General features: G+C 68.9%; 24 protein-coding genes and 2 pseudogenes. 15 read left to right on the top strand and 11 right to left on the bottom strand.

Annotated elements, in window-relative coordinates; all coding sequences use genetic code 11:
• Positions 1 to 19 precede the first annotated feature (19 nt).
• The 3 genes from BN118_RS01720 to BN118_RS01710 are packed head-to-tail and all read left to right on the top strand — an operon-like array spanning position 20 to position 2,531.
• Positions 20 to 1,669, top strand: coding sequence for an AMP-binding protein (locus BN118_RS01720; protein WP_003814996.1), 1,650 nt, complete (start codon positions 20 to 22; stop codon positions 1,667 to 1,669).
• Between the two features lies 1 nt (position 1,670).
• Positions 1,671 to 2,105, top strand: a complete 435-nt coding sequence (locus tag BN118_RS01715; protein WP_014905449.1) for an acyl-CoA thioesterase — start codon at positions 1,671 to 1,673, stop codon at positions 2,103 to 2,105.
• Between the two features lie 24 nt (positions 2,106 to 2,129).
• Positions 2,130 to 2,531, top strand: coding sequence for a RidA family protein (locus BN118_RS01710; RefSeq protein ID WP_003814990.1), 402 nt, complete (start codon positions 2,130 to 2,132; stop codon positions 2,529 to 2,531).
• A gap of 93 nt (positions 2,532 to 2,624) precedes the next feature.
• On the opposite strand, the gene BN118_RS01705 is transcribed toward BN118_RS01710, so the two are convergent.
• The 4 genes from BN118_RS01705 to BN118_RS01690 all read right to left on the bottom strand — a co-directional run bounded on the left by BN118_RS01705 (position 2,625) and on the right by BN118_RS01690 (position 7,288).
• The gene (locus BN118_RS01705; RefSeq protein ID WP_010929732.1) at positions 2,625 to 4,250 is read right to left on the bottom strand and encodes a DUF342 domain-containing protein; all 1,626 of its coding nucleotides are present in this window, start codon (positions 4,248 to 4,250) and stop codon (positions 2,625 to 2,627) included.
• A gap of 239 nt (positions 4,251 to 4,489) precedes the next feature.
• The gene (gene hemL, locus BN118_RS01700) at positions 4,490 to 5,773 is read right to left on the bottom strand and encodes a glutamate-1-semialdehyde 2,1-aminomutase (protein ID WP_014905448.1); all 1,284 of its coding nucleotides are present in this window, start codon (positions 5,771 to 5,773) and stop codon (positions 4,490 to 4,492) included.
• A 16-nt stretch (positions 5,774 to 5,789) separates the two neighbouring features.
• Positions 5,790 to 6,443: a thiamine phosphate synthase gene (thiE, locus tag BN118_RS01695; RefSeq protein ID WP_003814984.1), complete on the bottom strand. Its 654-nt coding sequence runs from the start codon at positions 6,441 to 6,443 to the stop codon at positions 5,790 to 5,792.
• On the bottom strand, positions 6,440 to 7,288 hold the full coding sequence (locus tag BN118_RS01690) for a hydroxymethylpyrimidine/phosphomethylpyrimidine kinase (protein WP_010929734.1): 849 nt from the start codon (positions 7,286 to 7,288) through the stop codon (positions 6,440 to 6,442). The genes thiE and BN118_RS01690 overlap by 4 nt, the downstream gene beginning before the upstream one ends.
• A gap of 116 nt (positions 7,289 to 7,404) precedes the next feature.
• Between BN118_RS01690 and BN118_RS01685 the strand changes: the two genes are divergently transcribed.
• The 6 genes and pseudogenes from BN118_RS01685 to BN118_RS01660 all read left to right on the top strand — a co-directional run bounded on the left by BN118_RS01685 (position 7,405) and on the right by BN118_RS01660 (position 11,655).
• Positions 7,405 to 7,569: a rubredoxin gene (locus BN118_RS01685; RefSeq protein ID WP_003814980.1), complete on the top strand. Its 165-nt coding sequence runs from the start codon at positions 7,405 to 7,407 to the stop codon at positions 7,567 to 7,569.
• A gap of 87 nt (positions 7,570 to 7,656) precedes the next feature.
• The gene (locus BN118_RS01680) at positions 7,657 to 8,262 is read left to right on the top strand and encodes a YqgE/AlgH family protein (protein ID WP_010927118.1); all 606 of its coding nucleotides are present in this window, start codon (positions 7,657 to 7,659) and stop codon (positions 8,260 to 8,262) included.
• Positions 8,255 to 8,656 (top strand): Holliday junction resolvase RuvX, encoded by a 402-nt coding sequence (ruvX, locus tag BN118_RS01675; RefSeq protein WP_014905447.1) that lies wholly within the window; start codon positions 8,255 to 8,257, stop codon positions 8,654 to 8,656. Before BN118_RS01680 ends, ruvX begins: the two co-directional genes overlap by 8 nt.
• Before the next feature lie 13 nt (positions 8,657 to 8,669).
• The gene (locus BN118_RS01670) at positions 8,670 to 9,623 is read left to right on the top strand and encodes an aspartate carbamoyltransferase catalytic subunit (protein ID WP_003820560.1); all 954 of its coding nucleotides are present in this window, start codon (positions 8,670 to 8,672) and stop codon (positions 9,621 to 9,623) included.
• Positions 9,620 to 10,918 (top strand): annotated as a pseudogene (locus tag BN118_RS01665) (dihydroorotase). The gene BN118_RS01670 and the pseudogene BN118_RS01665 overlap by 4 nt, the downstream one beginning before the upstream one ends.
• Positions 10,915 to 11,655: a lysophospholipid acyltransferase family protein gene (locus tag BN118_RS01660; RefSeq protein ID WP_010929737.1), complete on the top strand. Its 741-nt coding sequence runs from the start codon at positions 10,915 to 10,917 to the stop codon at positions 11,653 to 11,655. The pseudogene BN118_RS01665 and the gene BN118_RS01660 overlap by 4 nt, the downstream one beginning before the upstream one ends.
• A gap of 36 nt (positions 11,656 to 11,691) precedes the next feature.
• Here BN118_RS01660 and BN118_RS01655 read toward each other — a convergent pair whose 3' ends face one another.
• The 3 genes from BN118_RS01655 to mtgA form a co-directional block, all read right to left on the bottom strand.
• Positions 11,692 to 12,525: a symmetrical bis(5'-nucleosyl)-tetraphosphatase gene (locus BN118_RS01655; RefSeq protein WP_010929738.1), complete on the bottom strand. Its 834-nt coding sequence runs from the start codon at positions 12,523 to 12,525 to the stop codon at positions 11,692 to 11,694.
• The gene (gene lptG, locus BN118_RS01650; RefSeq protein ID WP_010929739.1) at positions 12,522 to 13,700 is read right to left on the bottom strand and encodes an LPS export ABC transporter permease LptG; all 1,179 of its coding nucleotides are present in this window, start codon (positions 13,698 to 13,700) and stop codon (positions 12,522 to 12,524) included. Before lptG ends, BN118_RS01655 begins: the two co-directional genes overlap by 4 nt.
• A gap of 96 nt (positions 13,701 to 13,796) precedes the next feature.
• A complete protein-coding gene (mtgA, locus tag BN118_RS01645; RefSeq protein ID WP_003814960.1) occupies positions 13,797 to 14,525 on the bottom strand; it encodes a monofunctional biosynthetic peptidoglycan transglycosylase in 729 nt (242 codons plus the stop codon).
• Positions 14,526 to 14,647: 122 nt separating this feature from the next.
• On the opposite strand from mtgA, the gene BN118_RS01640 reads away from it, so the two are divergent.
• The 6 genes and pseudogenes from BN118_RS01640 to BN118_RS01615 all read left to right on the top strand — a co-directional run bounded on the left by BN118_RS01640 (position 14,648) and on the right by BN118_RS01615 (position 19,748).
• Positions 14,648 to 15,598, top strand: a complete 951-nt coding sequence (locus tag BN118_RS01640; protein ID WP_005012067.1) for an IS481-like element IS481 family transposase — start codon at positions 14,648 to 14,650, stop codon at positions 15,596 to 15,598.
• A 64-nt stretch (positions 15,599 to 15,662) separates the two neighbouring features.
• Positions 15,663 to 16,577 carry an amino acid ABC transporter substrate-binding protein gene (locus BN118_RS01635; protein ID WP_014905446.1) on the top strand — a complete coding sequence of 305 codons (915 nt, stop codon included), beginning with the start codon at positions 15,663 to 15,665 and terminating at the stop codon, positions 16,575 to 16,577.
• 77 nt (positions 16,578 to 16,654) lie between these two features.
• Positions 16,655 to 17,407 (top strand): annotated as a pseudogene (locus tag BN118_RS19360) (amino acid ABC transporter permease); the annotation flags it as partial.
• A gap of 7 nt (positions 17,408 to 17,414) precedes the next feature.
• Entirely contained in the window at positions 17,415 to 18,098 is a 684-nt protein-coding gene (locus tag BN118_RS01625) for an amino acid ABC transporter permease (protein WP_003807497.1), read from the top strand.
• Positions 18,099 to 18,114: 16 nt separating this feature from the next.
• Positions 18,115 to 18,858, top strand: a complete 744-nt coding sequence (locus tag BN118_RS01620) for an amino acid ABC transporter ATP-binding protein (RefSeq protein ID WP_010930001.1) — start codon at positions 18,115 to 18,117, stop codon at positions 18,856 to 18,858.
• Between the two features lie 29 nt (positions 18,859 to 18,887).
• A complete protein-coding gene (locus tag BN118_RS01615) occupies positions 18,888 to 19,748 on the top strand; it encodes a D-amino acid aminotransferase (protein ID WP_010930002.1) in 861 nt (286 codons plus the stop codon).
• A 7-nt stretch (positions 19,749 to 19,755) separates the two neighbouring features.
• Here the strand turns inward: BN118_RS01615 and BN118_RS01610 are convergent, their stop codons facing one another.
• The 4 genes from BN118_RS01610 to BN118_RS01595 all read right to left on the bottom strand — a co-directional run bounded on the left by BN118_RS01610 (position 19,756) and on the right by BN118_RS01595 (position 23,906).
• Positions 19,756 to 20,322 (bottom strand): membrane protein, encoded by a 567-nt coding sequence (locus BN118_RS01610; protein WP_003818983.1) that lies wholly within the window; start codon positions 20,320 to 20,322, stop codon positions 19,756 to 19,758.
• Between the two features lie 88 nt (positions 20,323 to 20,410).
• Complete coding sequence (locus BN118_RS01605) at positions 20,411 to 21,367, bottom strand: tripartite tricarboxylate transporter substrate binding protein (RefSeq protein ID WP_010930003.1); 957 nt, start codon at positions 21,365 to 21,367, stop codon at positions 20,411 to 20,413.
• Between the two features lie 44 nt (positions 21,368 to 21,411).
• Positions 21,412 to 22,164: an SDR family oxidoreductase gene (locus BN118_RS01600; protein ID WP_010930004.1), complete on the bottom strand. Its 753-nt coding sequence runs from the start codon at positions 22,162 to 22,164 to the stop codon at positions 21,412 to 21,414.
• Positions 22,161 to 23,906 carry an acetolactate synthase catalytic subunit gene (locus BN118_RS01595; RefSeq protein ID WP_010930005.1) on the bottom strand — a complete coding sequence of 582 codons (1,746 nt, stop codon included), beginning with the start codon at positions 23,904 to 23,906 and terminating at the stop codon, positions 22,161 to 22,163. Before BN118_RS01595 ends, BN118_RS01600 begins: the two co-directional genes overlap by 4 nt.
• Positions 23,907 to 23,969: the final 63 nt, after the last annotated feature.

The raw sequence follows: 23,969 nt of genomic DNA, 5'->3' as shown, positions 1-23,969 counted from the left end.
CGACACAGGGGAAACAACCATGGAACCCTCCGCACACCTGGACAGCTTCGCGCGCGACAACCTGCCGCCCGCGAGCGAGTGGCCCGAATTCCTGCTCGACGGTCCCGACGTGGCCTATCCGAAGCGCTTCAATTGCGCCGCCGAGCTGGTCGACGCCATGGTGCGCCAAGGCCATGGCGAACGCGTGGCGCTGCGCTGGCGCCAGGACGAGCGGATCGAGACCATGACCTACGGCCAGCTGCAGGCGCTGACCAACCGCATCGCCCGCGTGCTGGTCGAGGACATGGGCCTGGTGCCGGGCAACCGCCTGTTGCTGCGCGGCCCCAACAATCCGATGATGGCCGCCGCCTGGCTGGGCGCGATCAAGGCCGGGCTGGTCACGGTGCCCACCATGCCGCTGCTGCGCGCCAAGGAGCTCAGGCAGATCATCGAGAAGGCGCAGGTGCAGGCCGTGCTGTGCGATGCCCGGCTCAAGGACGAGGCGCTGCACTGCGCCGCGCCCGCCCACGAGCACTATTGCCCCGGACTGGGCCAGGTCATGCTGTTCAACGACGGCGCGCCCGATGCGCTGGACGCGCGCGCCGCGGCCAAGCCGGAGGATTTCCCGGCCTGCGACACCGCCGCCGACGACGTGTGCCTGATCGCCTTTACCAGCGGTACCACCGGCGCGCCCAAGGGCTGCATGCATTTCCACCGCGATGTGCTGGCCATGTGCGACCTGTTCCCGCGCCACGTCATCAGGCCGGGGCCCGACGACATCTTCTGCGGCACGCCGCCGCTGGCCTTCACCTTCGGGCTGGGCGGGCTGCTGTGCTTTCCGCTGCGCGTGGGCGCCAGCGCCGTGCTGGCCGAGAAACTGAGCCCCGACACGTTGCTGGCGCTGATCCACGATTTCCGCGCCACCATCTCGTTCACCGCGCCGACCTTCTATCGCCAGATGGCCGCGCTCGCGCCCAAGTACGACATCTCGTCGCTGCGCAAGAGCGTGTCGGCCGGCGAGGCGCTGCCCGACGCCACCCGCCAGCTGTGGCGGCAGGCCACCGGCATCGAGATGATCGACGGCATCGGCGGCACCGAGATGATCCACGTGTTCGTCTCCAGCCCACCCGAAGAGGTCCGCCAGGGCGCCATCGGCAAGGCGGTGCCGGGCTACGTGGCCGAGGTGGTCGACGAGCAGATGCGCCCGGTGCCCAACGGCACGGTGGGGCGGCTGGCCATCAAGGGCCCCACCGGTTGCCGCTATCTGGCCGACGAGCGCCAGCAGCGCTTCGTCCAGCAAGGCTGGAACCTGCCGGGCGATACCTTCTTGCGCGACGACGATGGCTATTTCTTCTACCAGGCGCGCAACGACGACATGATCATCTCGGCGGGCTACAACATCGCCGGCCCGGAGGTCGAGGACGCGCTGCTGCGCCACGAGGCGGTGGCCGAGTGCGGGGTGGTGGGCGCGCCGGATGACGACCGGGGGCAGCTGGTCAAGGCCTATGTGGTGCTCAAGCCCGGCTACGAGCCGGACGACGCGCTGGCCGCGGCGCTGCAGGCCTTCGTCAAGGCCGGCATCGCGCCGTACAAGTATCCGCGCGCCATCGAGTTCGTCGATGCGCTGCCGCGCACCGAGACGGGCAAGCTGCAGCGTTTCGCGCTGCGCCGCATGGCGGCGGAGGGTTGAGGTGGCCGAGCCGTTCGTCAGCGAGGTGGAGGTGCGGTTCCGGCATTGCGACCCGGCCGGCATCGTGTTCTACCCGCGCTATTTCGAGATGATCAATGACTTTGTCGAAGAGTGGTTCGACAAGGGCATGGGCCTGCCGTTTCATGCATTGCACGTGGACCGCCATATCGGTACGCCGCTGGCGTCGGTGCAGTGCGACTTCAGCGCGCCCAGCCGCTGGCACGAACGCCTGCGGCAGGAGCTGAGCGTGCGACGCATCGGGGGAGCGTCGTTTCGCGCGGATGTGCGGTTTCTGGGGCCGGACGACCGTCTGCGGCTGTCGGCCGACCTGACCATCGTCACGGTGGACCTGCGCAGCATGTGCTCGACGCCGCTACCCGATGACCTGCGCGCCCGCATGCAGGCGTTCCTGTCGCCGCAGGCGCGGGACGCATAACGTTTTTACAAGAGGATCCATGACATGAAAATTCTGCAACCGCCGGACTGGCTCGCGCCGCGAGGCTATTCGAACGGCACGCTGACCGAGATGGCGGTCGGCTCCAAGCTGGTGTTCGTCGGCGGGCAGGTGGGCTGGAACGGCCAACAGCAGTTCGAGACTGACGATTTCGCCGAGCAGGTGCGCCAGACCCTGGTCAATGTCCTGGCCATCATGGCCGAAGGCGGCGCCGGGCCGCAGCACATCGTGCGCATGACCTGGTACGTCAAGAACAAGGCGGAGTACGTGGCGTCCTATCCGGAAATCGGCAAGCACTATCGCGAGCTGATCGGCCGCCATTTCCCGGCCATGACCGCGGTCGAAGTCGCCGACCTGATCGAGGACCGGGCCAAGGTCGAAATCGAAGTCACCGCCGTGATTCCCTGACGCGGCGATCCGGGCGCCTGTCCCGCAGGGGGAGCGACACCCGCGGCCAGGGTGCCTGTCCCCGCCGGGACAGGCACCCTACTGCCCGGCCCGTCAGCGGATCGCCAGCTCGCCCTGCTCCAGCACGGCCTTGCCGCCGACCTGGTCCTCCAGGAATTCGGTCACCTTCACGCCCAGGTGCAGCGTCACGCCGCCGAAGAAGCGCCGCGAGGCCACGATCATGGCGGTCTCCAGGGGCTGCAGCTCCTTGGCCAGGCGTGCGTCCTCGGCCTGCAGCTCCACCAGGTCGGCGCTGATCTTGGCGTGCGTCTGGCGGGCGCGCTCGCTCATGTTGTTGACGTTCTTGGCCGGGTTGTTGTGCAGGAACAGGATCAGCTTTTCCAGCTTGGCCTTTTCCTCTTCCAGCTCGCGCGCGCGCGTCTCCAGCGCGGCGCGCTTGGCGTTGGCGTGCGGGTTCAGGCCGGCGCGCACCACGGTGGGAATGCCGGCCATCGAGCCCAGCGTTCCGGCGTGCACCGATTTGTACGCATGCGCCGTGCCGCCGGTGATCACGCCCTGCTGCGAGCCCGGCGGGCCGACGGTGATGGTTTCGCCGGCGGTCACCGTGCTCTGGCGGATCTCGCGTTCGGCCGCCACGTTCTTCTCGGCGCGCACCTGCGCGTTGTCGATGAAGCGCGCCTTGACCGACCCGCCGCTGACGATGCGGGCCATGCGGCTGCCGCCGCGGCTGTCCGCGACCCCTTCGGCGCTGCCGATGATGCCGCCGTTGACGGTGACGTTGCCGCCGGCCTCGACGTGGGCCGCCTCGATCGTGCCGTTGACCACGACATCGCCCGATACCCGCACGTGCATGCCGGCGGTGATGTCGCCCTTGACGCGCAGGGTACCCTCGAAGTCGATGTTGCCCGAGCTCAGGTCCACCGCGGGCACTTCCACCAGCGAATTGACCGTGGCGCCGTGCTGCACCAGCATGGGCGAGCCGGCGATGGCCGCGCGCAGCAGGCCGGGGTCTTCCGGATCGACCTCCACGCCATTGAGCTTGGGGGCGAAGGGCGGGTCGGCCACGGCCGGCGGCGCGACCGGGCCGCCCAGCACGTTGGTGCCCGGCTGGCCCGGGGTCGCCGGGATACGGCGCATCAGCGGCGTGCCGGCCGACACCAGGGTCAGGTCGCCCAGGTTGCGGTAATCGATGATGGCGTTCTCGTCATCCTCGCTCAGGCGCGTCTTCAGCGCGTCCAGCAGGCTTTCGAAGCGCGCCGGCTCGCCCGCCTCGGGCAGGGTGCCGCGCGCGATCTCCAGGGCCTCGCAGGCGCCGCGCTCCAGGGCCTGGCGCAGCGCTTCGGGGATGAGGCCGTGCACGATGCCGTGCGCCTGCAGGCCGGCCAGCAGGTCGGATTCGCCGACCGGCTGGCCGCCCTTGGGGGCACGCAGGGTCAGCTGCGCGCTCATGCGGTCTTCGGCCACCTCCAGCTCGAATGTGCCGTTACGCACCTCGCCGATGCAGGCCTCGACCGGGCCGGCCGTATCGCGGCATTGTTCGATGAACACGATGGCGCTGATCTGGTCGAGCACCGTGGCCGGCCATCCGCGCGCCTGCACGGCCGCCACCAGCGTGTCCCAGGTGGGCAGCGTGTCGTTCTCGCCGGTCGGGGCATAGGCGGCCGATAGGACGCACGTCGCCTCGTCCAGCTCGAGCTGGAGCGCATTTGCGATGGTCATGTCTGTTCCTGCGGGTCCGGCCCGCTGCCGCGCGTCGGGGCAGGGCCGGTCGGCGATGTCATAGGTGGGTAATATGTGGAAATATCGAGTTATATTAAGCCATAGATCGTGAAATCAATCGAGCCGGGGTTTCCCTGGATTTCGCGCTATGTCACTGATTTTTTTGATCCAAAACAAAAAAGTGAAGCCCATCGGATCGTAACAATCCGATGGGCCGGGCCCTGCCCGTCGCGGCGGGATCAGGCGCGCAGCGTGGCGAACACCTGTTCGGCCGCCTCCAGGGTGGCGTCGATGACGGCGTCGTCGTGCGTGGCCGAGACGAAACCAGCCTCGAAGGCGGACGGCGCGAAGTGGATGCCGCGCTCCAGCATGGCATGGAAGAAGCGCTTGAAGGCCTCGGTGTCGCAGGCCGACACTTCGGCGAACGAGGCGGGGACGCGGTCACCGAAGTACAGGCCGAACATGCCGCCGATGGCGTCGGCCGAGAACGGCACGCCAGCTGCGCGCGCGCGCTCCTGCAGGCCCTGGGCCAGCCGCGCGGTCTGGGCCGACAGGCGCTCGTAGAATCCGGGCTCGCCGATCAGGCGCATGGTCGCCAGGCCGGCGGCCACCGCCACCGGGTTGCCCGACAGCGTGCCGGCCTGGTAGACGCCGCCCAGCGGGGCGATATGGGCCATCAGGTCGGCGCGGCCGCCGAAGGCGCCCACCGGCATGCCGCCGCCGATGACCTTGGCCAGCGTGGTCAGGTCCGGACGCACGCCGGTCAGGCCCTGCACGCCTTGCGGTCCGATGCGGAAACCCGTCATGACCTCGTCGAAGATCAGCACCGCGCCGTGGCGGGTGCACAGTTCGCGCAGGCCGGCCAGGAAGCCTTCGGCCGGCTTGATCAGGTTCATGTTGCCGGCCACCGGCTCGACGATCACGCAGGCGATCTCGGCGCCGTGCTGGCTGAACGCGGCGTCGACCACGGCCAGGTTGTTGAATTCCAGGGTCAGGGTGTGCGCGACGAATTCCGGCGGCACGCCGGCCGAGCTGGGGTTGCCGAAAGTCAGCAGGCCCGAGCCAGCCTTGACCAGCAGGCTGTCGGAGTGGCCGTGGTAGCAGCCCTCGAACTTGATGATCTTGTGGCGGCCGGTGGCGCCGCGCGCCAGGCGGATGGCCGTCATGGTGGCTTCGGTGCCCGAGCTGACCAGGCGCACCTGCTCCAGCGACGGCAGGCGGGCGATCAGCATTTCGGCCAGCTCCACCTCGGCTTCGGTGGGCGCGCCGAACGACAGGCCGTGGACGGCCGCTTCCTGCACGGCGCGCACGACTTCGGGATGGGCATGGCCCAGGATGGCCGGGCCCCAGGAACCGACATAGTCGATGTACTGCTTGCCCTCGGCGTCCCAGACGTAGGGGCCTTGCGCGCGCTGGATGAAGCGCGGGGTCCCGCCTACGGAGCGGAAGGCGCGCACGGGCGAATTGACGCCGCCGGGAATGCTGCGGCAGGCGCGATCGAAGAGTTCGGCGTTGGTGGACATGGCGGATACGGCAGGGTTAGGGGTTGACGGAGAAAGCCGCGGCGCATGCGCGCGCGGCCGCCTGAATGTCGGGCGCCTCGAACAGGCCGCTGATGACCGCGGCTGAATCGGCGCCGGCCTGGGCCACCTGCGACACGTTGGCCGGCGTGATGCCGCCGATGGCGACGACCGCCGGACGCGGCGCGGGGCAGGCCAGCACCCGGGCGCGGGCCTCGGTCAGGGTTTGCAGCGGCGCATGCACGGCCTCGGGCTTGGTGGGCGAGGCAAACACCGTACCGAAGGCGACGTAGTCGGCTCCGGCGGCCAGCAGGGCGTCCGCGCGCCGCAGGTCGTTGTAACAGGACACGCCCAGCAGCAGGCCGGCGCCGGCCTGCGCCCGCACGGTGGCCGGGTCGGCGTCGTCGCGCCCCAGGTGCGCGCCGTCGGCGCCCACATCCAGGGCCAGTTTCCAGTGATCGTTGACCAGGAACACCACGCCCAGCTCGCGGCACAGCGGCGCCAGGGCGCGCGCCTGCGCCGCGCGCAGGCGTTCGTCGGCCAGCTTGCGCCGCAATTGCAGCGCCGTCATGCCGCCGGCCGCCGCGGCGCGCACGGCCGCCAGCAGGCGGTCGGTATCGTCCCATTCGGGGGTGATGCCGTAGAGCCCGGCGGGAAATCGCAGCGTCTTCATGACTGGGCCACGCGGTTGGGCAGGCGGCGGCCCATGCCGGGCAGGAAGCTGGCGGCGATGGTGCGTTCGGCATGCGCCAGGGCCTGTTCCACCGCGCGCGGCATTTCCATCCCCTGCGCCAGCATGGCGGCGGCCGCGATGGCGGCGACGCCGCCCGTGTCGCCGTTGCGGTCGGGGGGGGCCTGCCACGGCCAGGTGCTGGTCTGGCCCTCCGGCCCCACCAGCATGTTGACCTGGTGGCCGGGACGCGCCGGCGAACCCAGCACCAGCGCCCATTGCGCGCCGCCCGCCAGCAAGGCGTGGGCGGGCGAGGGCGCGCCGCTGGTGTCGATGCTGCCGTCGGCCTGCCATTGCGCCAGGCGAACGTGCTCGACCACGACCAGGTCGGTCTGCGGCAGCACCAGTTCCAGCGTGGCGGCCAGCAGGTCGTCGGCGTCGTCCTGGTCGGCGGCATCCTGCGGCAGCGGCGTGCGCTGGCCCAGGTGCAGCACCAGCGGCACGTGGCTGTAGTCGGCGGCGATCTGCGCGGCCACGCTGGCTGCCTCGGCCGACAGCAGCGCGCCGACCTTGATGGCCTGCACCGACATGTCTTCCAGCAGGCAGCGTGCCTGGTCGTCGAGCAATTCGGGGGCCACCGGGTGGACTTCTTCGATGCCGGCCGTGTCCTGCACGGTCAGCGCGGTGACCGCGGCCAGGGCGTGGCAGCCCAGCCGGGCGCAACTGACTGCGTCGGCGGGCAGGCCATCGGCGCCGGACGGATCCACGGGGCCGATAATGAGAACGAGGGGAGGCGTAACGGAGTCCAAGACAGGAACGACGGCGAAAAAGGGGTAATCGGGCCGCATCTTGAGCTAGCTCAGACGCTCCCGGTTGTGTTTCGGTAAGATGTGCCCATTCTAATGGATGCTTGACGGACTTGCCCCGGAGGTCGGAGCAAGCGACAGCAGTGCAAGAGAGAACTATGCGTACTTGGATGTGTCTTATCTGTGGCTGGGTCTATGACGAAGAGGCTGGCCTGCCCGATGAAGGAATTGCCCCCGGCACCCGCTGGGAAGACGTTCCGCCGAACTGGGTCTGCCCGGAATGCGGAGCGCGCAAGGAAGATTTCGAACTGATGGAAATCTGAGCACGCCAGGCCGTGATGGCCGCGCCCGTGGCCGCCTTCGCCGGCTTGCCGCGACTGTCCCGACTACCCGCTACCAAGGGGGCTGCCATGACCGACTCACATCGCCCAGACGCCGACGACATCCCGGACGACGACGAGCTGTCGACCGATTTCTCCAACCAGTTCCTGCTGGCCATGCCTGGCGTGGTCGAGGGAAGCCTGGCCGGCACGGTCATCTACATCTGCGAGCACACCCGGCGCGGCGCGCTGGGCCTGGTGATCAACCGGCCGACCGACCTGACCCTGGCAACGCTGTTCGAGCGCATCGATCTCAAGCTGGAAATCGGCCCGGTCAAGGATGAAATGGTGTTCTTCGGCGGACCGGTGCAGACCGACCGCGGCTTCGTGCTGCACGCGCCGGCCGGCGACTACACCTCCAGCATCAACCTCGGCGAGCTGGCCCTGACCACCTCGCGCGATGTGCTGCAGGCCGTGGCCGACGGCAACGGCCCGGCCCGCATGCTGGTGACGCTGGGCTATGCCGGCTGGGGCGCCGGGCAGCTGGAAAGCGAAATGGCGCAGAACTCCTGGCTGAGCGTGGGCGCCGACTCGCACATCATTTTCGATGTCGCGCCCGAAGACCGCTACCCGGCCGCGCTCAAGCTGCTGGGCGTCGACCCGGTGATGCTGGCGGGCGGCGCCGGCCATGCCTGAGGAAACCCTGCTGGCGTTCGACTTCGGCGAAAAGAAGATCGGCATTGCCATCGGCAATACCCTGACCCGCCAGGCGCGCCCGCTGGAAATCATTTTCTCGGAGACGCGCGCGGCGCGCTTCGGCCGCATCGGCCAGCTGCTGCAGGAATGGCAGCCGCAGCGCGCCGTGGTGGGCCTGCCGCTGACCCTGGACGGACAGGAGCAGCCCGCCAGCGCGCGGGCGCGCCGCTTCGCCAACCAGTTGCACGGCCACTTCGGCCTGGCGGTCGAGCTGGTCGACGAGCGCAGCTCCAGCATGGAGGCCCAGCAACTGCTGGGCACGCATGCCGCCGACGACGCGGTCGCCGCGGCCGTCATATTGCAACGTTACCTGGATACCCTGTCGCAGCCCTGACCTGCCGCTGCCCATGCTCAATCCCCAACTCAATCGCCACGGCGAGCTGATCCACCTGCTGTCCACCGAAGGCCTGCCGCGCCGCATCATCGAGCAGATCCTCGACCTGGCCGCCACCTTCGTGCCGGCGCCCGGACAGGAATTCCCCAAGCTGCCCCTGCTGCACGGCAAAAGCGTGTTCAACCTGTTCTTCGAGAACTCCACCCGCACGCGCACCACCTTCGAGATCGCCGCCAAGCGCCTGTCGGCCGACGTGGTCAACCTGAACATCGCCGCCTCGTCCACGTCCAAGGGCGAATCCCTGCTCGATACCATCGCCAACCTGTCGGCCATGCAGGCCGACCTGTTCGTGGTGCGCCACGGCGCCAGCGGCGCGCCGTATCTGATCGCGCAGCACGTGGCGCCCCATGTCCATGTCATCAACGCCGGCGACGGCCGCCATGCGCATCCCACGCAGGCCTTGCTGGACATGTACACCATCCGTCACCACAAGGGCGATTTCAACCAGCTGACGGTGGCCATCGTCGGCGACGTACTGCATTCGCGCGTGGCGCGCTCCGACATCCACGCCCTGACCACGCTGGGCGTGCCCGAAGTGCGCGTGGTGGCGCCGGCCACGCTGCTGCCCGAGGGGCTGGCGCAGATGGGCGTGCGCGTCTGTACCGACATGGAAGAAGGGCTGCGCGACGCCGACGTCGTCATCATGCTGCGCCTGCAGAACGAACGCATGCGCGGCGCGCTGCTGCCGTCGGCGCACGAATACTTCAAGCACTATGGCCTGACGCAGGCCCGCCTGGCGCTGGCCCGGCCTGACGCCATCGTGATGCACCCGGGGCCGATGAACCGCGGCGTCGAGATCGCCTCCGAGGTGGCCGACAGCGGCCAGGCCGTGATACTGGACCAGGTGACATTCGGCATCGCGGTGCGCATGGCCGCCATGAGCCTGGTCGCGGGAGTACGGCCATGACGGTGCGCACGGTACGCATCGCCGGCGGCCGGCTGATCGATCCTGCCAGCGGCGCCGACGCCCGCGCCGACCTTTACCTGGCGGACGGCCGCATCGCCGCCATCGGCCAGGCGCCGGCGGGCTTCCAGGCGCAGCAGCACATCGACGCGCGCGGGCTGGCCGTGCTGCCGGGCCTGGTGGACCTGTCGGCGCGCGTGCACGGCGCCGGGCTCGCGCCGCTGGCCTGCGAAATGCAGGCTGCGCTGGCCGGCGGCGTGACCCGGCTGGTCGTGCCGCCGGATACCGACCCGCCGCTGGACGAGCCGGGCCGGGTGGAAATGCTGCGCCACCGCGCGCACCAGGCCGGCCAGGCACAGCTGCACCCGCTGGGCGCCCTGACCGAGGGCCTGCGCGGCGAACGGCTCAGCGAGATGGCCGCCCTGGCCGAGGCCGGCTGCGTGGCCTTTTCCCAGGCCGGCTTGCCGGTGGCCGATACCCGGGTGCTGTGGCGCGCCATGCAATACGCGCGCACCTTCGGGCTGGCATTGTGGCTGCGGCCCCTGGACCCCTGGATGGGCCGCGACGGCGTGGCCGCGGCCGGCGCCTATGCGTCGCGGCTGGGCCTGGCCGAGGTGCCGGTGCAGGCCGAGACGCTGGCGCTGCACACGATTTTCGAACTGCAGCGCGCCACCGGCGCGCGCGTGCACCTGATGCGCCTGTCCAGCGCAGCCGGCGTGGCGCTGGTGCGCGCCGCGCGCCGCGAGGGCCTGCCGCTCACCTGCGACGTGGCCGCCCACCAGATCCACCTGACCGATGTGGACATCGGCTTTTTCGACAGCCGCTTTCGCCTCGACCCGCCGCTGCGCGGCCAGCGCGACCGCGATGCGATCGTCGCCGGGCTGGCGGATGACACCATCGATGCCATCTGCTCCGACCACAGGCCGGTCGGCGATACCGGCAAGCTGCTGCCCTTCGCCGAGGCCGAGGCGGGCGCCAGCGGCCTGGAGCTGCTGTTGTCGCTGACGCTGAAATGGGCGCAGCGCGAACGCGTGCCCCTGGCGCGGGCGCTGGCCCTGGTCACCAGCGCGCCGGCGGCCATCCTGCGCGCCGCCACGGCGGCGCCGCCGCCCTGCGGCGAACTGGCGGCGGGCGCGCCGGCCGACCTGTGCCTGGTCGACCTGGACGCCGACTGAACCGCCGCGCCGGCCGCCATGCGCAGCCGCAGCGTGCACACGCCGTTCGCGGGTATGATGCTGCCCGGCCGTGTACGGGCGACCCTGATGGCGGGGCGTACGGTCTGGGAGACCCCTGCTTGAAACTGCTGCGCTTCGTTTTCCGCGTGTTCCTGGTGGTGCCCTGGGTGCTGTTCGGCCTGCTGTGCGTGACCCTGGTGTACCGGGGGCTGCGCCAGGACCAGCGGGCCCGGCTGAACCGGTGCTGGTCGGCGTGCCTGATGCGGCTGTGCGGCATTGCCGTGCATGTGCGCGGCGCGCCGCGCCTGCGAGGCGGCGTGCTGTGGGTCGCCAACCATGTCTCGTGGATCGACATCTTCGTGGTCAACTCGGTGCGCGCGACGTCGTTCGTGGCCAAGAGCGAGATCCGCGCCTGGCCGGTCATCGGCTACCTTGCCGCCGGCGCGGGTACCTTGTTCATCGACCGGACGCAGCGCCACGCGGTGCATGCCATGGGGCAGTCGATCCATGACTGCTTCGCCCGCGGCGATGCCGTGGGCCTGTTTCCCGAGGGCACGACGACCGAAGGCTTCACGACCCGCCCGTTCCATGCCAGCCTGTTCGAGCCGGCGCGCGCCGAAGGCGTGGATATCCAGCCGGTGGCGCTGCGGTTCATGCATCGCGGCCAGCGCAGCGGCTTTGCCGCTTTCGTCGGCGAGGAAACCCTGGTGGCCAATCTGTGGCGGGTATTGGGGACGACCGGGCTGGCGGTGGAGGTGGTGTTCCTGGAGCCCCTGCCTACGCAGCATGCCGAAGGGCATCAGCCGACCCGGCTGGAGCTCTCGCACATGGTGCGCAACGCCATCGCCGGCGAGCTGTAGCCGGCCCGGGCGGCGCGTGGCCGCCCGCGGCGGCGTTCAGTCGCCGTTGGGATCCTGAAAACGTTTGCATTTCACCTGCACGAGTTTGCGGTCATGCAGGCGCAGGGCGCTCAGCGCGCCGCCCCATACGCAACCGGTATCCAGGCAGATGACGTCGGGGCGCATCAGCAGGCCCAGCGTCGACCAGTGGCCGAACACGACCGTGACGTCGCGGGTGGCGCGGTTGGGCACGTCGAACCAGGGCACCAGGCCGGCCGGCCAGGCGCCCGGCGCCACCTTGGTGGCGAACTCCATGTGGCCGGACGGGGTGCACAGGCGGATGCGGGTCAGGGCATTGATGATGACGCGCATGCGCTTGCCGCCCGTGTGGTCGTCCTTCCAGGTGGCGGGCTCGTTGCCGTACATCTTCTGCAGCGCCTTGCGCCAGTTCGGGCCGCGCAAGGCCTGCTCGACCTCGCCGGCCAGCGCCAGGGTCTTGGCGACGTCCCATTTGGCCAGCACGCCCGCGTGCACCATCAGGTGGCCCGCTTCGTAGTGGGCCAGCGGCCGGAACCGCAGCCAGTCGATCAGGTCGACGGCATCGGGCGCCTGCAGCACCTCGTCCAGCGTGTCGGACTTGGAGGGTTTGCGCACGCCCGCGTAGGCCGCCAGCAAATGCAGGTCGTGATTGCCCAGCACGGCCGTGCAGCGCTCGCCCATGGCCATGATGCGCCGCAGCACGGCCAGCGATTGCGGGCCGCGGTTGACCAGGTCGCCGGCAAACCAGAAACGACTGTCGGTATCGCCGGCGATCTCGGGGTGCGCCAGCAATTCTGCGAGCGGCGCGCAGCAGCCCTGCACGTCGCCTATGGTCCAGATATTGCCTTTCATGCAGGAACTTTTCTCCAAGGCCAGCGGTGTTGCATGAAACGCGCTATGGCGTGACGGTATTCCATCATCGACAGCGCGCCGAAAGCCAGCAGCAGGGCGCCGAGGTTCGGTCCCAGCGCCGTGATCCAGGGCGGCCAGCGGCTGAGCATGCCGACGTTCAGCGCGAGCTGGTTCAGCATGAAGAAGCCCACGCCCAGCAGGATGCCGATGAAGACCTTGGCGCCCACGCCGCCGCGGCGGGTCTGCATGAAGCCGATGGGCGCCGCGATGGTGATCATTACCAACAGGGTAAACGGATAGACCAGCTTGCGCCACAGCGCCACGACCTGGCGGTCGTATTGCAGCTGGTTGTGGCGCAGGTATTCGATGTAGTCGACCAGGGTCAGCGCCGACATGCGTTCGGGCGTGAGCACCCGCGCCAGCAGGCGCTCGGGGCTGAGCGTCGTGTCCAGCTTGAGTTCGGGCACCTTGGTGACCCGCGCCGGCGGCTCCTTGGGCTGCTTGGCGTCGGCCAGGGCCGACGGGGCGTGCTCGTCGATGCGGGTTTCGCTGACGTCGGTGAGCACCAGGTCGCCGCGGCTGAACCGGCCGTTGGGCGCGGTCCACAGCGCGGTCATTTCCAGGTCGGAGCGGAACTCGTACAGCGTGACGTCCTTGACCTGGCCGTCGGCCAGCAGGGTCTTGATATTGATAATGCGGGTGCCGTTCTGCGGGGTGGGTTCCTTGAACCAGTAGCCGCTGTTGAGGCGCCCGCCGCCGGTCTTGCCGCGGAACGTCAGGTCGGCCTCGCCGCTCTTGATCTCGGCCGCCGGCGTGACGAATTCGGACAGCAGCGTCGCGCCTATCATCAGCGGAATGGTAATGACCCACAGCATGCCCAGCAGCCGCATGCCGCTGACCCCCGAGACGCGCAGGATGACCAGCTCGTTGCGCTGCGCCAGGCCGGCCAGCGCCAGGATCGCGCCGATCAGCAGGCCGATGGGCAGCAGATCGTACAGCCGGGTGGGCAGGGCCAGCGCCTGCATGTAGAACAGCGCCAGCATGCTGAACTTGTCGCCCACGTTGTCCAGGTCGTCGACCAGCGCGAAAAACGTGAACAGCCCCAGCAGGGCCAGCAGGACCACTGCACAGGAGCGGTAAATTTCACGAGCCAGATAGCGGCGTGCGGTACGCATGGTGGGTGATGCGGCAGATAAAGCGCGGAAACGTGACAGGTTAACAAAAACGCGGCGGTTGGCGCAGCCCCGGGTAACCGGGGCCCGCACTCCTGGTCAGGGAATCTCGACCATGCGCATGCGGCGTGTCAGCGTGGCGGTGCGCGAGTTCAGGTAACCGGTGTTGCGGTGGCGGTCATAGTAGCGGGGATTGGGCAGCATGGCAGCCAGCCTGGCCGCCTGGCCTGCGCCCAGCCGCGCCGCGCTGGTATTGTAATAATGCCGGGCCGCCGCCTCGGCGCCGAACACCCCCACGCCCCATTCCGCGACATTCAGGTACAGCTCCAGGATGCGCTCCTTGGGCATGACATGCTCGATCATGTAGGCAAGCACCAGTTCCTGGCCCTTGCGCAGGTAGCTGCGCGACCCGGACAGGAACAGGTTCTTGGCCAGTTGCTGGGTGATGGTCGAGCCGCCGCGCATCTTGGTGCGGCCGCGTTCGGCCTGCCGCTGGTTGTATTCCCAGGCCTTGCGGATGGCATCCCACTCGACGCCGTCGTGCTCGGTGAAGTTGGCGTCCTCGGACGCCACGACCGCCTGCTTGAGCGTATTGCTGATGCGGTCGTAGGGCACCCACTGGTACTTCAGCTCGGCCTCGGGGTCGCGTTCGCGCAGGCGCGCCAGCTCCTGCCGCATGATGGCGCTGCTGCCCGGGTCGCGGTAGGCGTACCAGACCACCAGGGAGAACATCCACAATTGGTACAGGATGGCGATGCACAGCACCGCCATGATGACGGCGGTGATGACCCGGAACCAGTTCAGGCGGCGCGCGGTGGGCTTGGGCATGGGCGGGCGGCGGATTGCGGCTAGGTGTGAAGATTCAATAGGTTGTATGCATGGTTCATCCGAACCGGATTTGAGAAACTGGAAATCGCCACCCCCCCAGTTCACTCAAGGAGCCCGGCCGGATGAACACCCATAAGCATGCCCGATTGACCTTCCTACGTCGACTCGAAATGGTCCAGCAATTGATCGCCCATCAAGTTTGTGTGCCTGAAGCGGCCCGCGCCTATGGGGTCACCGCGCCGACTGTGCGCAAATGGCTGGGCCGCTTCCTGGCTCAGGGCCAGGCGGGCTTGGCCGATGCGTCCTCGCGCCCGACGGTCTCGCCCCGAGCGATTGCGCCGGCCAAGGCGCTGGCTATCGTGGAGCTGCGCCGCAAGCGGCTGACCCAAGCGCGCATCGCCCAGGCGCTGGGCGTGTCAGCCAGCACCGTCAGCCGCGTCCTGGCCCGCGCCGGTCTGTCGCACCTGGCCGACCTGGAGCCGGCCGAGCCGGTGGTGCGCTACGAGCATCAGGCCCCCGGCGATCTGCTGCACATCGACATCAAGAAGCTGGGACGTATCCAGCGCCCTGGCCACCGGGTCACGGGCAACCGACGCGATACCGTTGAGGGGGCCGGCTGGGACTTCGTCTTCGTGGCCATCGATGACCACGCCCGCGTGGCCTTCACCGACATCCACCCCGACGAGCGCTTCCCCAGCGCCGTCCAGTTCCTCAAGGACGCAGTGGCCTACTACCAGCGCCTGGGCGTGACCATCCAGCGCTTGCTCACCGACAATGGCTCGGCCTTTCGCAGCCGCGCCTTCGCCGCGCTGTGCCATGAGCTGGGCATCAAGCACCGCTTTACCCGACCTTACCGCCCACAGACCAATGGCAAGGCCGAACGCTTCATCCAGTCGGCCTTGCGTGAGTGGGCTTACGCTCACACCTACCAGAACTCCCAACACCGAGCCGATGCCATGAAATCCTGGCTACACCACTACAACTGGCATCGACCCCACCAAGGCATCGGGCGCGCTGTACCCATCTCCAGACTCAACCTGGACGAATACAACCTATTGACAGTTCACAGCTAGCGCCTGATCGCCGGCGCGGCCGGCATCGCAGTCCATAACAACAGCCCTTATAGGAGACACCACCATGAAACGCCTTCTCAATGCGCTGACGGCAGCGCTGGCCATCGGCGCGGCGGCCGCCGGCCAGGCCCATGCGGCCGACCTCGACGGAACCCTGAAGAAAATCTCCGATACCGGCGTCATCACCATCGGGCACCGCGAGACTTCGATCCCGTTCTCGTACTATGACGCCAACCAGAAGCCGGTGGGCTATTCGATCGACATCTGCACGCGCATCGTCGACGCGGTGAAGACGCGCATCAAGCGCGACGATATCCAGGTCAAGTACCTGCCGGTGACCTCGGCCACGCGCATTCCGCTGATGGGCAACGGCACCATCGACCTGGAGTGCGCCTCGACGTCCAATACGCTGGACTGCCAGAAGCAGGTGGCTTTCTCGGTGACGACCTTCGTGACCGGCAACCGCTTCATCAGCCTGAAATCCGCCAACCTGAAGACCATCGACGACCTCAAGGGCAAGACGGTGGCCTCGACCTCGGGCACGGCCAACATCCGCCAGGCCAATGAGATCAACGAGGCGCGCAGCCTGGGCATGAAGGTGGTGCCGGTCAAGGAGCACGCCGAAGGCTTCCTGATGGTCGAGACCGGCCGCGCCGCCGCATTCATCATGGACGACATCCTGCTCTACGGCCTGGCCGCCAACGCCAAGGAGCCGGACCGCTATCAGGTGTCCGGCGACTCGCTGTCGATCGAGCCCTACGCCATCATGCTGCGCCGCGACGATCCCCAGTTCAAGGCCCTGGTCGACGACACCATCAAGTCGTTGTATGCCAGCGGCGATTTCGAGGCCTTGTACAAGCGCTGGTACCAGAGTCCGTTGCCGCCCAAGGGCATCAACCTGAACGTGACCATGAGCGAGGTGCTCAAGCGCGTGGTCGCCACGCCGACCGACTCGGGCGATCCGGTCGCCTACAAGTAAGAAGAAGCAAGGCCGCCATGCAGGCGCGGCGCCGGCCCCGCGAGGGCCGGCGGCCGCATGCGGCCTGAATACAGAGAATCACCACGGGATATCAATGGAACTGGGGCGTGCTGTTCGCCCTTTCCCCGGATGGCGGGCAGACCTATCTGCAGACGCTGCTCGCTGGCCTGGCGGTCACGGTGCAGACCGCCGCGCTGGCCTGGGCGCTGGCGCTGGGCCTGGGCATCGCCGTCGGCGTGGCGCGCACCCTGCCGTACCCGCTCGTCAAGCGGCTGGCGGCCGTCTACGTGGAGGTGTTTCGCAACATCCCGCTGATTGTCCAGATGTTCCTCTGGTATTTCGTGTTGCCCGAGCTGTTGCCCAAGGCGTTGGGCGACTGGATCAAGCAGCTGCCTGAGGGGTCGTTCTATACGGCGGCGCTGTCCATCGGGGTGTACATGTCGGCGCGTATCGGCGAGCAGTTGCGTGCCGGCATCGAGGCGTTGCCGCCGGGCCAGCGCCAGGCCGGCCTGGCGCTGGGCCTGACCCTGCCGCAGCTGTACCGCCATGTGCTGCTGCCCAATGCCTTGCGCATGGTGCTGCCGACCATGACGTCCGATTGCCTGAACACCATCAAGAATACCTCGGTGGCGCTGACCATCGGCCTGGCCGACCTGACCGCGCAGGCGCATGCCATGCAGGAGTACTCGTTCCAGGTTTTCGAGGCCTTCCTGACCGCGACCGTGGCCTACCTGGCGCTGAACCTGATCGTGATCGTGGCGATGCGCGCGCTGGAGCGCTGGGTGAGCATCCCCGGGCAGTCGCCGCGCCGCGCGCAGGCGGCCAAGGGGGAAGGGCATGAGCAGCTTCGACTATCAGGCCATCATCGACGCGTTGCCGTACCTGTTTCTCACCGGCTTGCGCTTCAGCCTGCTGCTGACCCTGTCTTCGGCGGCCGGCGGGGTGGTGCTGGGCGCGCTGCTGGCCATCGCGCGCCTGTACGGCCGGCGCTGGGTGGCGTGGCCGGCCGCCATCTACGTGAACCTGTTCCGTTCGCTGCCGCTGGTGCTGGTGATTTTCCTGATCTATTTCATCCTGCCCTATCTGCTGCAGTGGATCACCCAGGCCGAGCGGCCCATCGTGCTGGGCGCCACCGGTTCGGCCTTCGTGACCTTCATCCTGTTCGAGGCCGCGTACTTCTCGGAGATCATCCGCGCCGGCATCGGCAGCGTGGGGCCGGGCCAGTATGCCGCCGGCAGCGCCCTGGGCCTGACGCACGGCCAGGTGCTGCGCAAGGTGATCCTGCCGCAGGCCGTGCGCAACATGCTGCCGGTGCTGCTGACCCAGGTGATCGTCATTTTCCAGGAAACGGCGCTGGTGTACGTGCTGTCGCTGCCCGACTTCCTGGGCGCGGCCACCAAGATCGCGCAGCGCGACAACCGCCTGGTCGAGATGTACGTGCTGGTGGCGGTGGTGTTCTTCGTGCTTTCCTTTACCGCCTCGCGCGGGGTGCGCGCCCTGCGCGCGCGCCTGGGCGCCTGAGGACGGGCGTATCCCGATGGAGTTGTTGTCCATGATAGAAATCGAACGGCTCGGCAAGTGCTACGGCGATCTGCCGGTGCTCAAGGATTGCTCGCTCGCCGTGGCGCGCGGCGAGGTGGTGGTGGTGTGCGGCCCGTCCGGCTCGGGCAAGTCGACGCTGATCAAGTGCGTCAATCGGCTCGAACCGTTCGAGTCCGGCCGCATCGTGGTCGATGGCACCGATGTGGGCGCGCCGGGCACCGACCTGCCGGCGCTGCGCGCGCGCGTGGGCATGGTGTTCCAGCATTTCGAGCTGTTTCCGCACCTGAGCGTATTGGAGAACGTCTGCCTGGGCCAGATGAGCGTGCTGGGACGCAGCCGCGCCCAGGCGCGGGCCAAGGCGGATGCGCTGCTCGAGCGCGTGGGGGTGGCCGCGCACCGCGACAAGCATCCCGGGCAATTGTCCGGCGGCCAGCAGCAGCGCGTGGCGATCGCGCGCGCCCTGGCGATGGACCCGGTGGTCATGCTGTTCGACGAGCCGACCTCCGCGCTCGACCCGGAAATGATCGGTGAAGTGCTCGACGTCATGACTGGCCTGGCGCGCGACGGCATGACCATGATGGTGGTCACCCACGAAATGGGATTCGCGCGCCGGGTGGCCGACCGCATCGTCTTCATGGAAGCCGGCGAGATCATCGACGACGTCGCGTCGGCCGAGTTCTTCGGCAGCGCCGCGTCGCCGCGTTCGCGCGAATTCCTCTCGCGCATCATCAGCCATTAACCGTTATCCAATACTCAGGCGGTAGCCGCATGTCTTCCCTTTTCTACATCAACGGCAGTTTCGTGCCTGCCGAGCAGGCGCGCGTCCCGGCCATGGACCGGGGGTTCCTGTTCGGCGACGGCGTCTATGAGGTCATGGCGGTCATCGATGGCATGCTGCTCGAGTTCGAGCGGCATGCCGCCCGCCTGGCGCGCAGCCTGGGCGAGATCGGGATCGCCAACCCGCTGCCGCGCGAGCGCCTGCTGGCCGTATGCCGCGAGCTGGTCAGCCGCGCCGGACTGCGCGAAGGGTCGGTCTACGTGCAGGTGACGCGCGGCGCCGACGCCAGGCGCGATTTCGCGTTTCCGTCCGGCGTCGAACCGACCGTCATGCTGTTCACCAGCGAGAAAGACCTGCGGGTCAATCCGCTGGCGCAAAGCGGCGTGCAGGTGGCCACCGTGCCCGACCTGCGCTGGCAGCGCCGCGACATCAAGAGCGTGTCGCTGCTGGCCCAGGTGCTGGCCAAGCAGGCCGCGCAGGCGCGCGGCGCCTTCGAGGCGGTGATGGTGGACGCGCAGGGCGTGGTGACCGAAGGCTCGTCGTCGAGCGTGCTGCTGGTCAACGCGGCCGGCGAGATCGTGGTGCGTCCGCTGTCGCAGGACATCCTGCCCGGCTGCACGCGCGCGGCCGTGCTGGAGCTGGCGCGCGAGCGCGACATGGCGATGGTCGAGCGCCCGTTCACGCTGGACGAATGCCGCCAGGCGCGCGAAGTCATCCTGACTTCGGCGCTGCAGTTCGTGCTGCCGGTCATCGCCGTCGACGGCGAGCCGGTGGCCGATGGACGGCCGGGGCCGGTGTGCGCCGCGCTGCGCGAGCTGTACCTGCGCCACACCCTGGCCACGGCGCTCTGAGCGCGCGTTACGGTTCGCGCTGCGGCGGCTTGAGCGGATCGAAGTCCTGCCAGCGGTTGTCGCGCCACACGCCTTCGGCGTGCTCCACGTCATGGCCGTTGGCCGCGCGCAGCACCTGGCAGGCCAGGGTCTCGCGCGTGGGGTCGGTGTGCAGCGCCAGCAGCAGGCCGGCCGGCCGCACTTCGGGGTGATCCACGGGGGCAGCTTCGCCGCGCTTGCGCGCCAGGTGTCCGGTGACCCACAGCGCGCCGAACAGCGAGCCGATATAGGCGCCCACGCCGGCGGCCGCCAGCATGGCGATGGTCGATTCGTTCAGGCCGGCGACGATGAAGCCGCCGGCAATCGCGAAGGCCAGGCCGAACAGGGCGGCGCCGAGAATGGCGCCCATGTCGGCCCTGCCGGAGTCGGGATCGGAGCGTCGGTCTCCGCCGTAGGCATAGCGGCTGTGCTCGCCGGCGCTGTTGACGTAGAAGACGTGGACGTCCTGTTTGGTGAAGCCCTCGGAGAACAGCCGCTGGGCGGCGTTTTCGACGTCGGGAAACGTGTCGAAGCGGGCGGCGACGATCAGTGACATGGCAATCTCCTTGCGCCCGCGCGCGCGGGCAGATTGACATGCCTTGATCGTAGCGCCGGCGCCCGGCGGGCGCCAGCGCCGTGGCCGGTCAGTTGATGCGCGGCAGATTGGCGTCGCGGATCATGCGGCCCATTTCTTCGTGGCCCTGCTTCAGCAGCTCGGCGTACTCGGAGCCCTTGAGCGAGGCGGGATCCACCCCCAGTTTCTCGAACGAATCGCGCGTGACGGGATCGGCCACCGCCGCCAGGGCCGCCTGCTGCAGCTTGGCCAGCACGTCGGCCGGCGCGCCGCGCGGCGTGGCCAGGCCGATCCAGGAGTCGATCTGCACCGGCCAGCCGCTTTCCTGGATGGTCGGTACCTCGGGCAGCTCGGGCCAGCGCATCGGACTGGCCGAGGCGATCATGCGCAGCTTGCCGTCGCGGATGTGCGGCAGCACGTCGGAGGGGTTCTGCACGATCACGTCGACCTGCCCGCCCAGCAGCGCGGTCACGGTTTCGCTGCCGGACTTGTACGACACCTGCTCGAACTTGCCGCCGGTCAGGCGGCCCAGTTCCAGCAGCGCCAGGTTGTTGGGCGAGGACGGCGCGCCGAAGAACATGCCGTTGGGTTTCTTGGCGGCCTCGACCAGGTCCTGCAGCGTCTTGTACGGGGAGTCGGCGCGTACCGTGATGCCGTAGCGGTAGCGGCCCACGCCGGCGACGAAATCGAAGTCGTCCATGGTGTAGGGCAGTTTCATCAGGTGCGGCATGATGGCCTGCGTGGAGTACGTGACCACGCCGACCGTGTAGCCGTCGGGAGCCTGGCGGGCGACATAGCCGGGGCCGATGGTGCCCAGCGCGCCGGGCTTGTTCTCGACGATCACCGGCTTGCCCAGCGGCTTTTCCATGCCCTTGGCCAGGGCGCGCGAGGCCACGTCGGTGTTGCCGCCCGCGCCGTAGTTCACCACCAGGCGCACTTCGTTCTTCGGGAAATCGGTCGCGGCCGCGCCGGCGGCCAGGCCCAGGCTGGCCAGGGTGGCGGCCAGGTACTTGTTTATGCTTTTCATTGCTCCTCCTAGGGAAGTCCGTGTCGTGTTGGCTTGAACATGCCTCAGGGCATGTAGAAGCCGCCGTTGATGTCGATGATGGCGCCGTTGACGAAGCCGGCGTCCGGGCCGCACAGGAAGGCGATCGAGGTGCCGACCTCCTCGGGCGTGCCCAGGCGGCGCACCGGGATCTGCTCCGCGTAGCGCTGGTTCACCTCGGGGCCGGCCTGCTGCGCCATTTCGGTCAGGATGCGGCCGGGCGCCACGCAGTTGGCGGTGATGCCGTAGGGGCCCATCTCCGAGGCGATGGCGCGGGTCAGGCCGATGACCCCCGCCTTTGAGGCCATGTAGCTGGGGCCCGCCACGATGGATCGGGCGCGCCCGGCCAGCGAGGCGACGTTGACGATGCGGCCGTAGCCCTGGTCGCGCATGGCCGGCAGGAACAGCTGGCACAGGCGCATCACGCAGGTCAGGTTGATGCCCAGTACCTGCGCCCATTCCTCCTCGCTGACTTCGAGGATGCCCGACGAGCGGCCGTCGGGACGCTTGGGCGAGACGCCGGCGTTGTTGACCAGGATGGACACCGGACCCAGCTCGGCCTCGACGCGCGCCTTCAGCGCCTGCAGGGCGGGCAGGTCCTGCACGTCGGCGCTGGCGGCGGTGACGCGGTCGTGCTGCGCGCCGAACAGCGCCTGCGTATCGATGGCGCCGCGATCGATGGTCACGACATGGTTGCCCGCGGCGAGCAGGGCGCGCGCGCTGGCCAGGCCGATGCCGCGGCCGGCGCCGGTGACGACGGCGATGCGGGGCTCGCTCATGCCTGCACCCCGGCGTCGGGCGTGAAGAAGGTGATGGGCGGGAAGGCGTTTTCGTCGCAGATGACTTCGATCAGCGCCGAGCCCGAGGCGGCGCGGGCCTGCGCCAGCGCGTCGGCCAGCTGGGCCGGGTCCTCGACGCGGATGCCGGTGCAGCCGCAGGCGCGCGCGATGGCGGTGTGGTTCACCGGCGCGAAGGCCACGGCCGAGGTATGGGCGCCGAATTTGACGTTCTCGGCGTGCTTCTGGAAGCCCAGGATGCCGTTGTTGATGACGATGAGCGTGACTTTCACGCCCATGCGCGCGGCGGTCTCCAGTTCGGACCAGACGTGGCCGAAGCCGCCGTCGCCCACCAGGGCGTAGACCTCGGCCGCCGGATTGGCCAGCTTGGCGCCCATGGCCATGGGAAAGCCCCAGCCCAGCCCGGCCAGGCCGCGCGGGGTCAGAAAGCGCATGCCCGGGCGCAGCGCCGTCAGGAAGTGCGTGATCCAGATCGACGAATAGCTGGCGTCGGCCACGACGATGGACTGCTCGTCGAGCTGTTGCTGCAGTTCGTGCATGATGCGTTCGGGCCGGATCGGCGAGGCGTCCGACAGGCGCACTGCCGCCGAGTCTTCCAGGTGCTTTTCGTGGCCCAGCGCGATGGCCTGCTCGACGCCGGCGCGGGCCTGGCGGCGCGCGGCCAGGTCCTGGCCGGCCAGGGCGGCGGTCAGGGCTTCCAGCGTCAGGCGCGCGTCGCCGACCAGGCGCAGCGCTTCGTAGTTGCGGCCCACTTCCAGGCCATCCACGTCGATGTGGATGTACTGGGCATTTTTCGGATAGAGCTGCCAGGAGTCGGTGCCGTTCTGGTTGGTGCGGTTGCCCACCAGCAGCACCACGTCGGCCTCGGCGATCAGGCGGCGCTGGAAGCGCGTGGGGCCGTTGGGGCCCATGTTGCTGCCGACCACGCCGATCGACAGCGGGTGGCGCTCGTCGACCGCGCCCTTGCCCATGACCGTGGTGGCGACCGGCAGGTGGGCGGTTTCCTGCAGCGCCGCCATGGCGGCGCTGGCGTCGGAGATGTGCACCCCGCCGCCGGCGACGACGACCGGGCGCTGCGCCTGCGCCAGCAGGCTGGCGGCGCGGGCGATGGCCTGCGGCGCGGCGACGCTGCGGTCCAGCGGGAAGTGGCCCAGCGAATTGTTGCGCGGCAGGGCCGGCGCGGGGGCGGCGGCGGCCAGCAGGTCGGCCGGCAGCAGCAGGGCGACCGGACCGGGGCGGCCGCTGCAGGCGGCGGCGAAGGCCTGGTCGACGTAGTCCTCGATGCGCGAGGCTTCGGTGACGCGGCGCACCCATTTGGTGACCGGCTGGAACAGCGCGATGTGGTCGAGTTCCTGGAAGGCGTTGCGGTCGGTCTGGTCGCGGTTGACGTCCTGCACCAGCGCGATCACCGGCACCGAGACTTTCATGGCCTCGGCCAGCGGGGCCACCAGCAGGGTGGCGGCCGGGCCGTTCTGGGCGGTCACGATGGCCGGCTTGCCGCTGACGCGGGCGTAGGCGTCGGCCATGTAGCCCCCGGCGTTTTCGGTGCGGTAGGCGACCTGGCGCATGCCGGCCTGTTCGGCGGCCAGATGCAGCAGGCTGGGCAGGCTTTGCCCGAACAGGGTGTCCACGCCGTGGCGCGCCAGCGCACGCACGATTGCGTGGGCCACGGTGCCGTCCAGCGTGAACCCCGGGGCGGAAAGGGGCTTGGGTAGGGTGCTCATGAGGCCTCGTCCTGAATGATGGCCGCGCCGTCGCGGCTATTTAGTAATTTATATTTTATAAAG

Origin of the sequence: Bordetella pertussis 18323 (assembly GCF_000306945.1) — a bacterium.
Lineage (GTDB): Bacteria > Pseudomonadota > Gammaproteobacteria > Burkholderiales > Burkholderiaceae_B > Bordetella > Bordetella pertussis.
This window is presented reverse-complemented; position numbering and strand designations above follow the sequence as displayed.

What these genes read in the sequence shown, in the direction of transcription:
- BN118_RS01720 (WP_003814996.1), top strand. Translation starts at nt 20, where the DNA reads ATGGAACCCTCCGCACACCTGGACAGCTTCGCGCGCGACAACCTGCCG.
- BN118_RS01710 (WP_003814990.1), top strand. Translation starts at nt 2,130, where the DNA reads ATGAAAATTCTGCAACCGCCGGACTGGCTCGCGCCGCGAGGCTATTCG.
- BN118_RS01705 (WP_010929732.1), bottom strand. Translation starts at nt 4,250, where the DNA reads ATGACCATCGCAAATGCGCTCCAGCTCGAGCTGGACGAGGCGACGTGC.
- hemL (WP_014905448.1), bottom strand. Translation starts at nt 5,773, where the DNA reads ATGTCCACCAACGCCGAACTCTTCGATCGCGCCTGCCGCAGCATTCCC.
- thiE (WP_003814984.1), bottom strand. Translation starts at nt 6,443, where the DNA reads ATGAAGACGCTGCGATTTCCCGCCGGGCTCTACGGCATCACCCCCGAA.
- BN118_RS01690 (WP_010929734.1), bottom strand. Translation starts at nt 7,288, where the DNA reads ATGCGGCCCGATTACCCCTTTTTCGCCGTCGTTCCTGTCTTGGACTCC.
- BN118_RS01685 (WP_003814980.1), top strand. Translation starts at nt 7,405, where the DNA reads ATGCGTACTTGGATGTGTCTTATCTGTGGCTGGGTCTATGACGAAGAG.
- BN118_RS01680 (WP_010927118.1), top strand. Translation starts at nt 7,657, where the DNA reads ATGACCGACTCACATCGCCCAGACGCCGACGACATCCCGGACGACGAC.
- ruvX (WP_014905447.1), top strand. Translation starts at nt 8,255, where the DNA reads ATGCCTGAGGAAACCCTGCTGGCGTTCGACTTCGGCGAAAAGAAGATC.
- BN118_RS01670 (WP_003820560.1), top strand. Translation starts at nt 8,670, where the DNA reads ATGCTCAATCCCCAACTCAATCGCCACGGCGAGCTGATCCACCTGCTG.
- BN118_RS01655 (WP_010929738.1), bottom strand. Translation starts at nt 12,525, where the DNA reads ATGAAAGGCAATATCTGGACCATAGGCGACGTGCAGGGCTGCTGCGCG.
- lptG (WP_010929739.1), bottom strand. Translation starts at nt 13,700, where the DNA reads ATGCGTACCGCACGCCGCTATCTGGCTCGTGAAATTTACCGCTCCTGT.
- mtgA (WP_003814960.1), bottom strand. Translation starts at nt 14,525, where the DNA reads ATGCCCAAGCCCACCGCGCGCCGCCTGAACTGGTTCCGGGTCATCACC.
- BN118_RS01640 (WP_005012067.1), top strand. Translation starts at nt 14,648, where the DNA reads ATGAACACCCATAAGCATGCCCGATTGACCTTCCTACGTCGACTCGAA.
- BN118_RS01635 (WP_014905446.1), top strand. Translation starts at nt 15,663, where the DNA reads ATGAAACGCCTTCTCAATGCGCTGACGGCAGCGCTGGCCATCGGCGCG.
- BN118_RS01625 (WP_003807497.1), top strand. Translation starts at nt 17,415, where the DNA reads ATGAGCAGCTTCGACTATCAGGCCATCATCGACGCGTTGCCGTACCTG.
- BN118_RS01620 (WP_010930001.1), top strand. Translation starts at nt 18,115, where the DNA reads ATGGAGTTGTTGTCCATGATAGAAATCGAACGGCTCGGCAAGTGCTAC.
- BN118_RS01615 (WP_010930002.1), top strand. Translation starts at nt 18,888, where the DNA reads ATGTCTTCCCTTTTCTACATCAACGGCAGTTTCGTGCCTGCCGAGCAG.
- BN118_RS01610 (WP_003818983.1), bottom strand. Translation starts at nt 20,322, where the DNA reads ATGTCACTGATCGTCGCCGCCCGCTTCGACACGTTTCCCGACGTCGAA.
- BN118_RS01605 (WP_010930003.1), bottom strand. Translation starts at nt 21,367, where the DNA reads ATGAAAAGCATAAACAAGTACCTGGCCGCCACCCTGGCCAGCCTGGGC.
- BN118_RS01600 (WP_010930004.1), bottom strand. Translation starts at nt 22,164, where the DNA reads ATGAGCGAGCCCCGCATCGCCGTCGTCACCGGCGCCGGCCGCGGCATC.
- BN118_RS01595 (WP_010930005.1), bottom strand. Translation starts at nt 23,906, where the DNA reads ATGAGCACCCTACCCAAGCCCCTTTCCGCCCCGGGGTTCACGCTGGAC.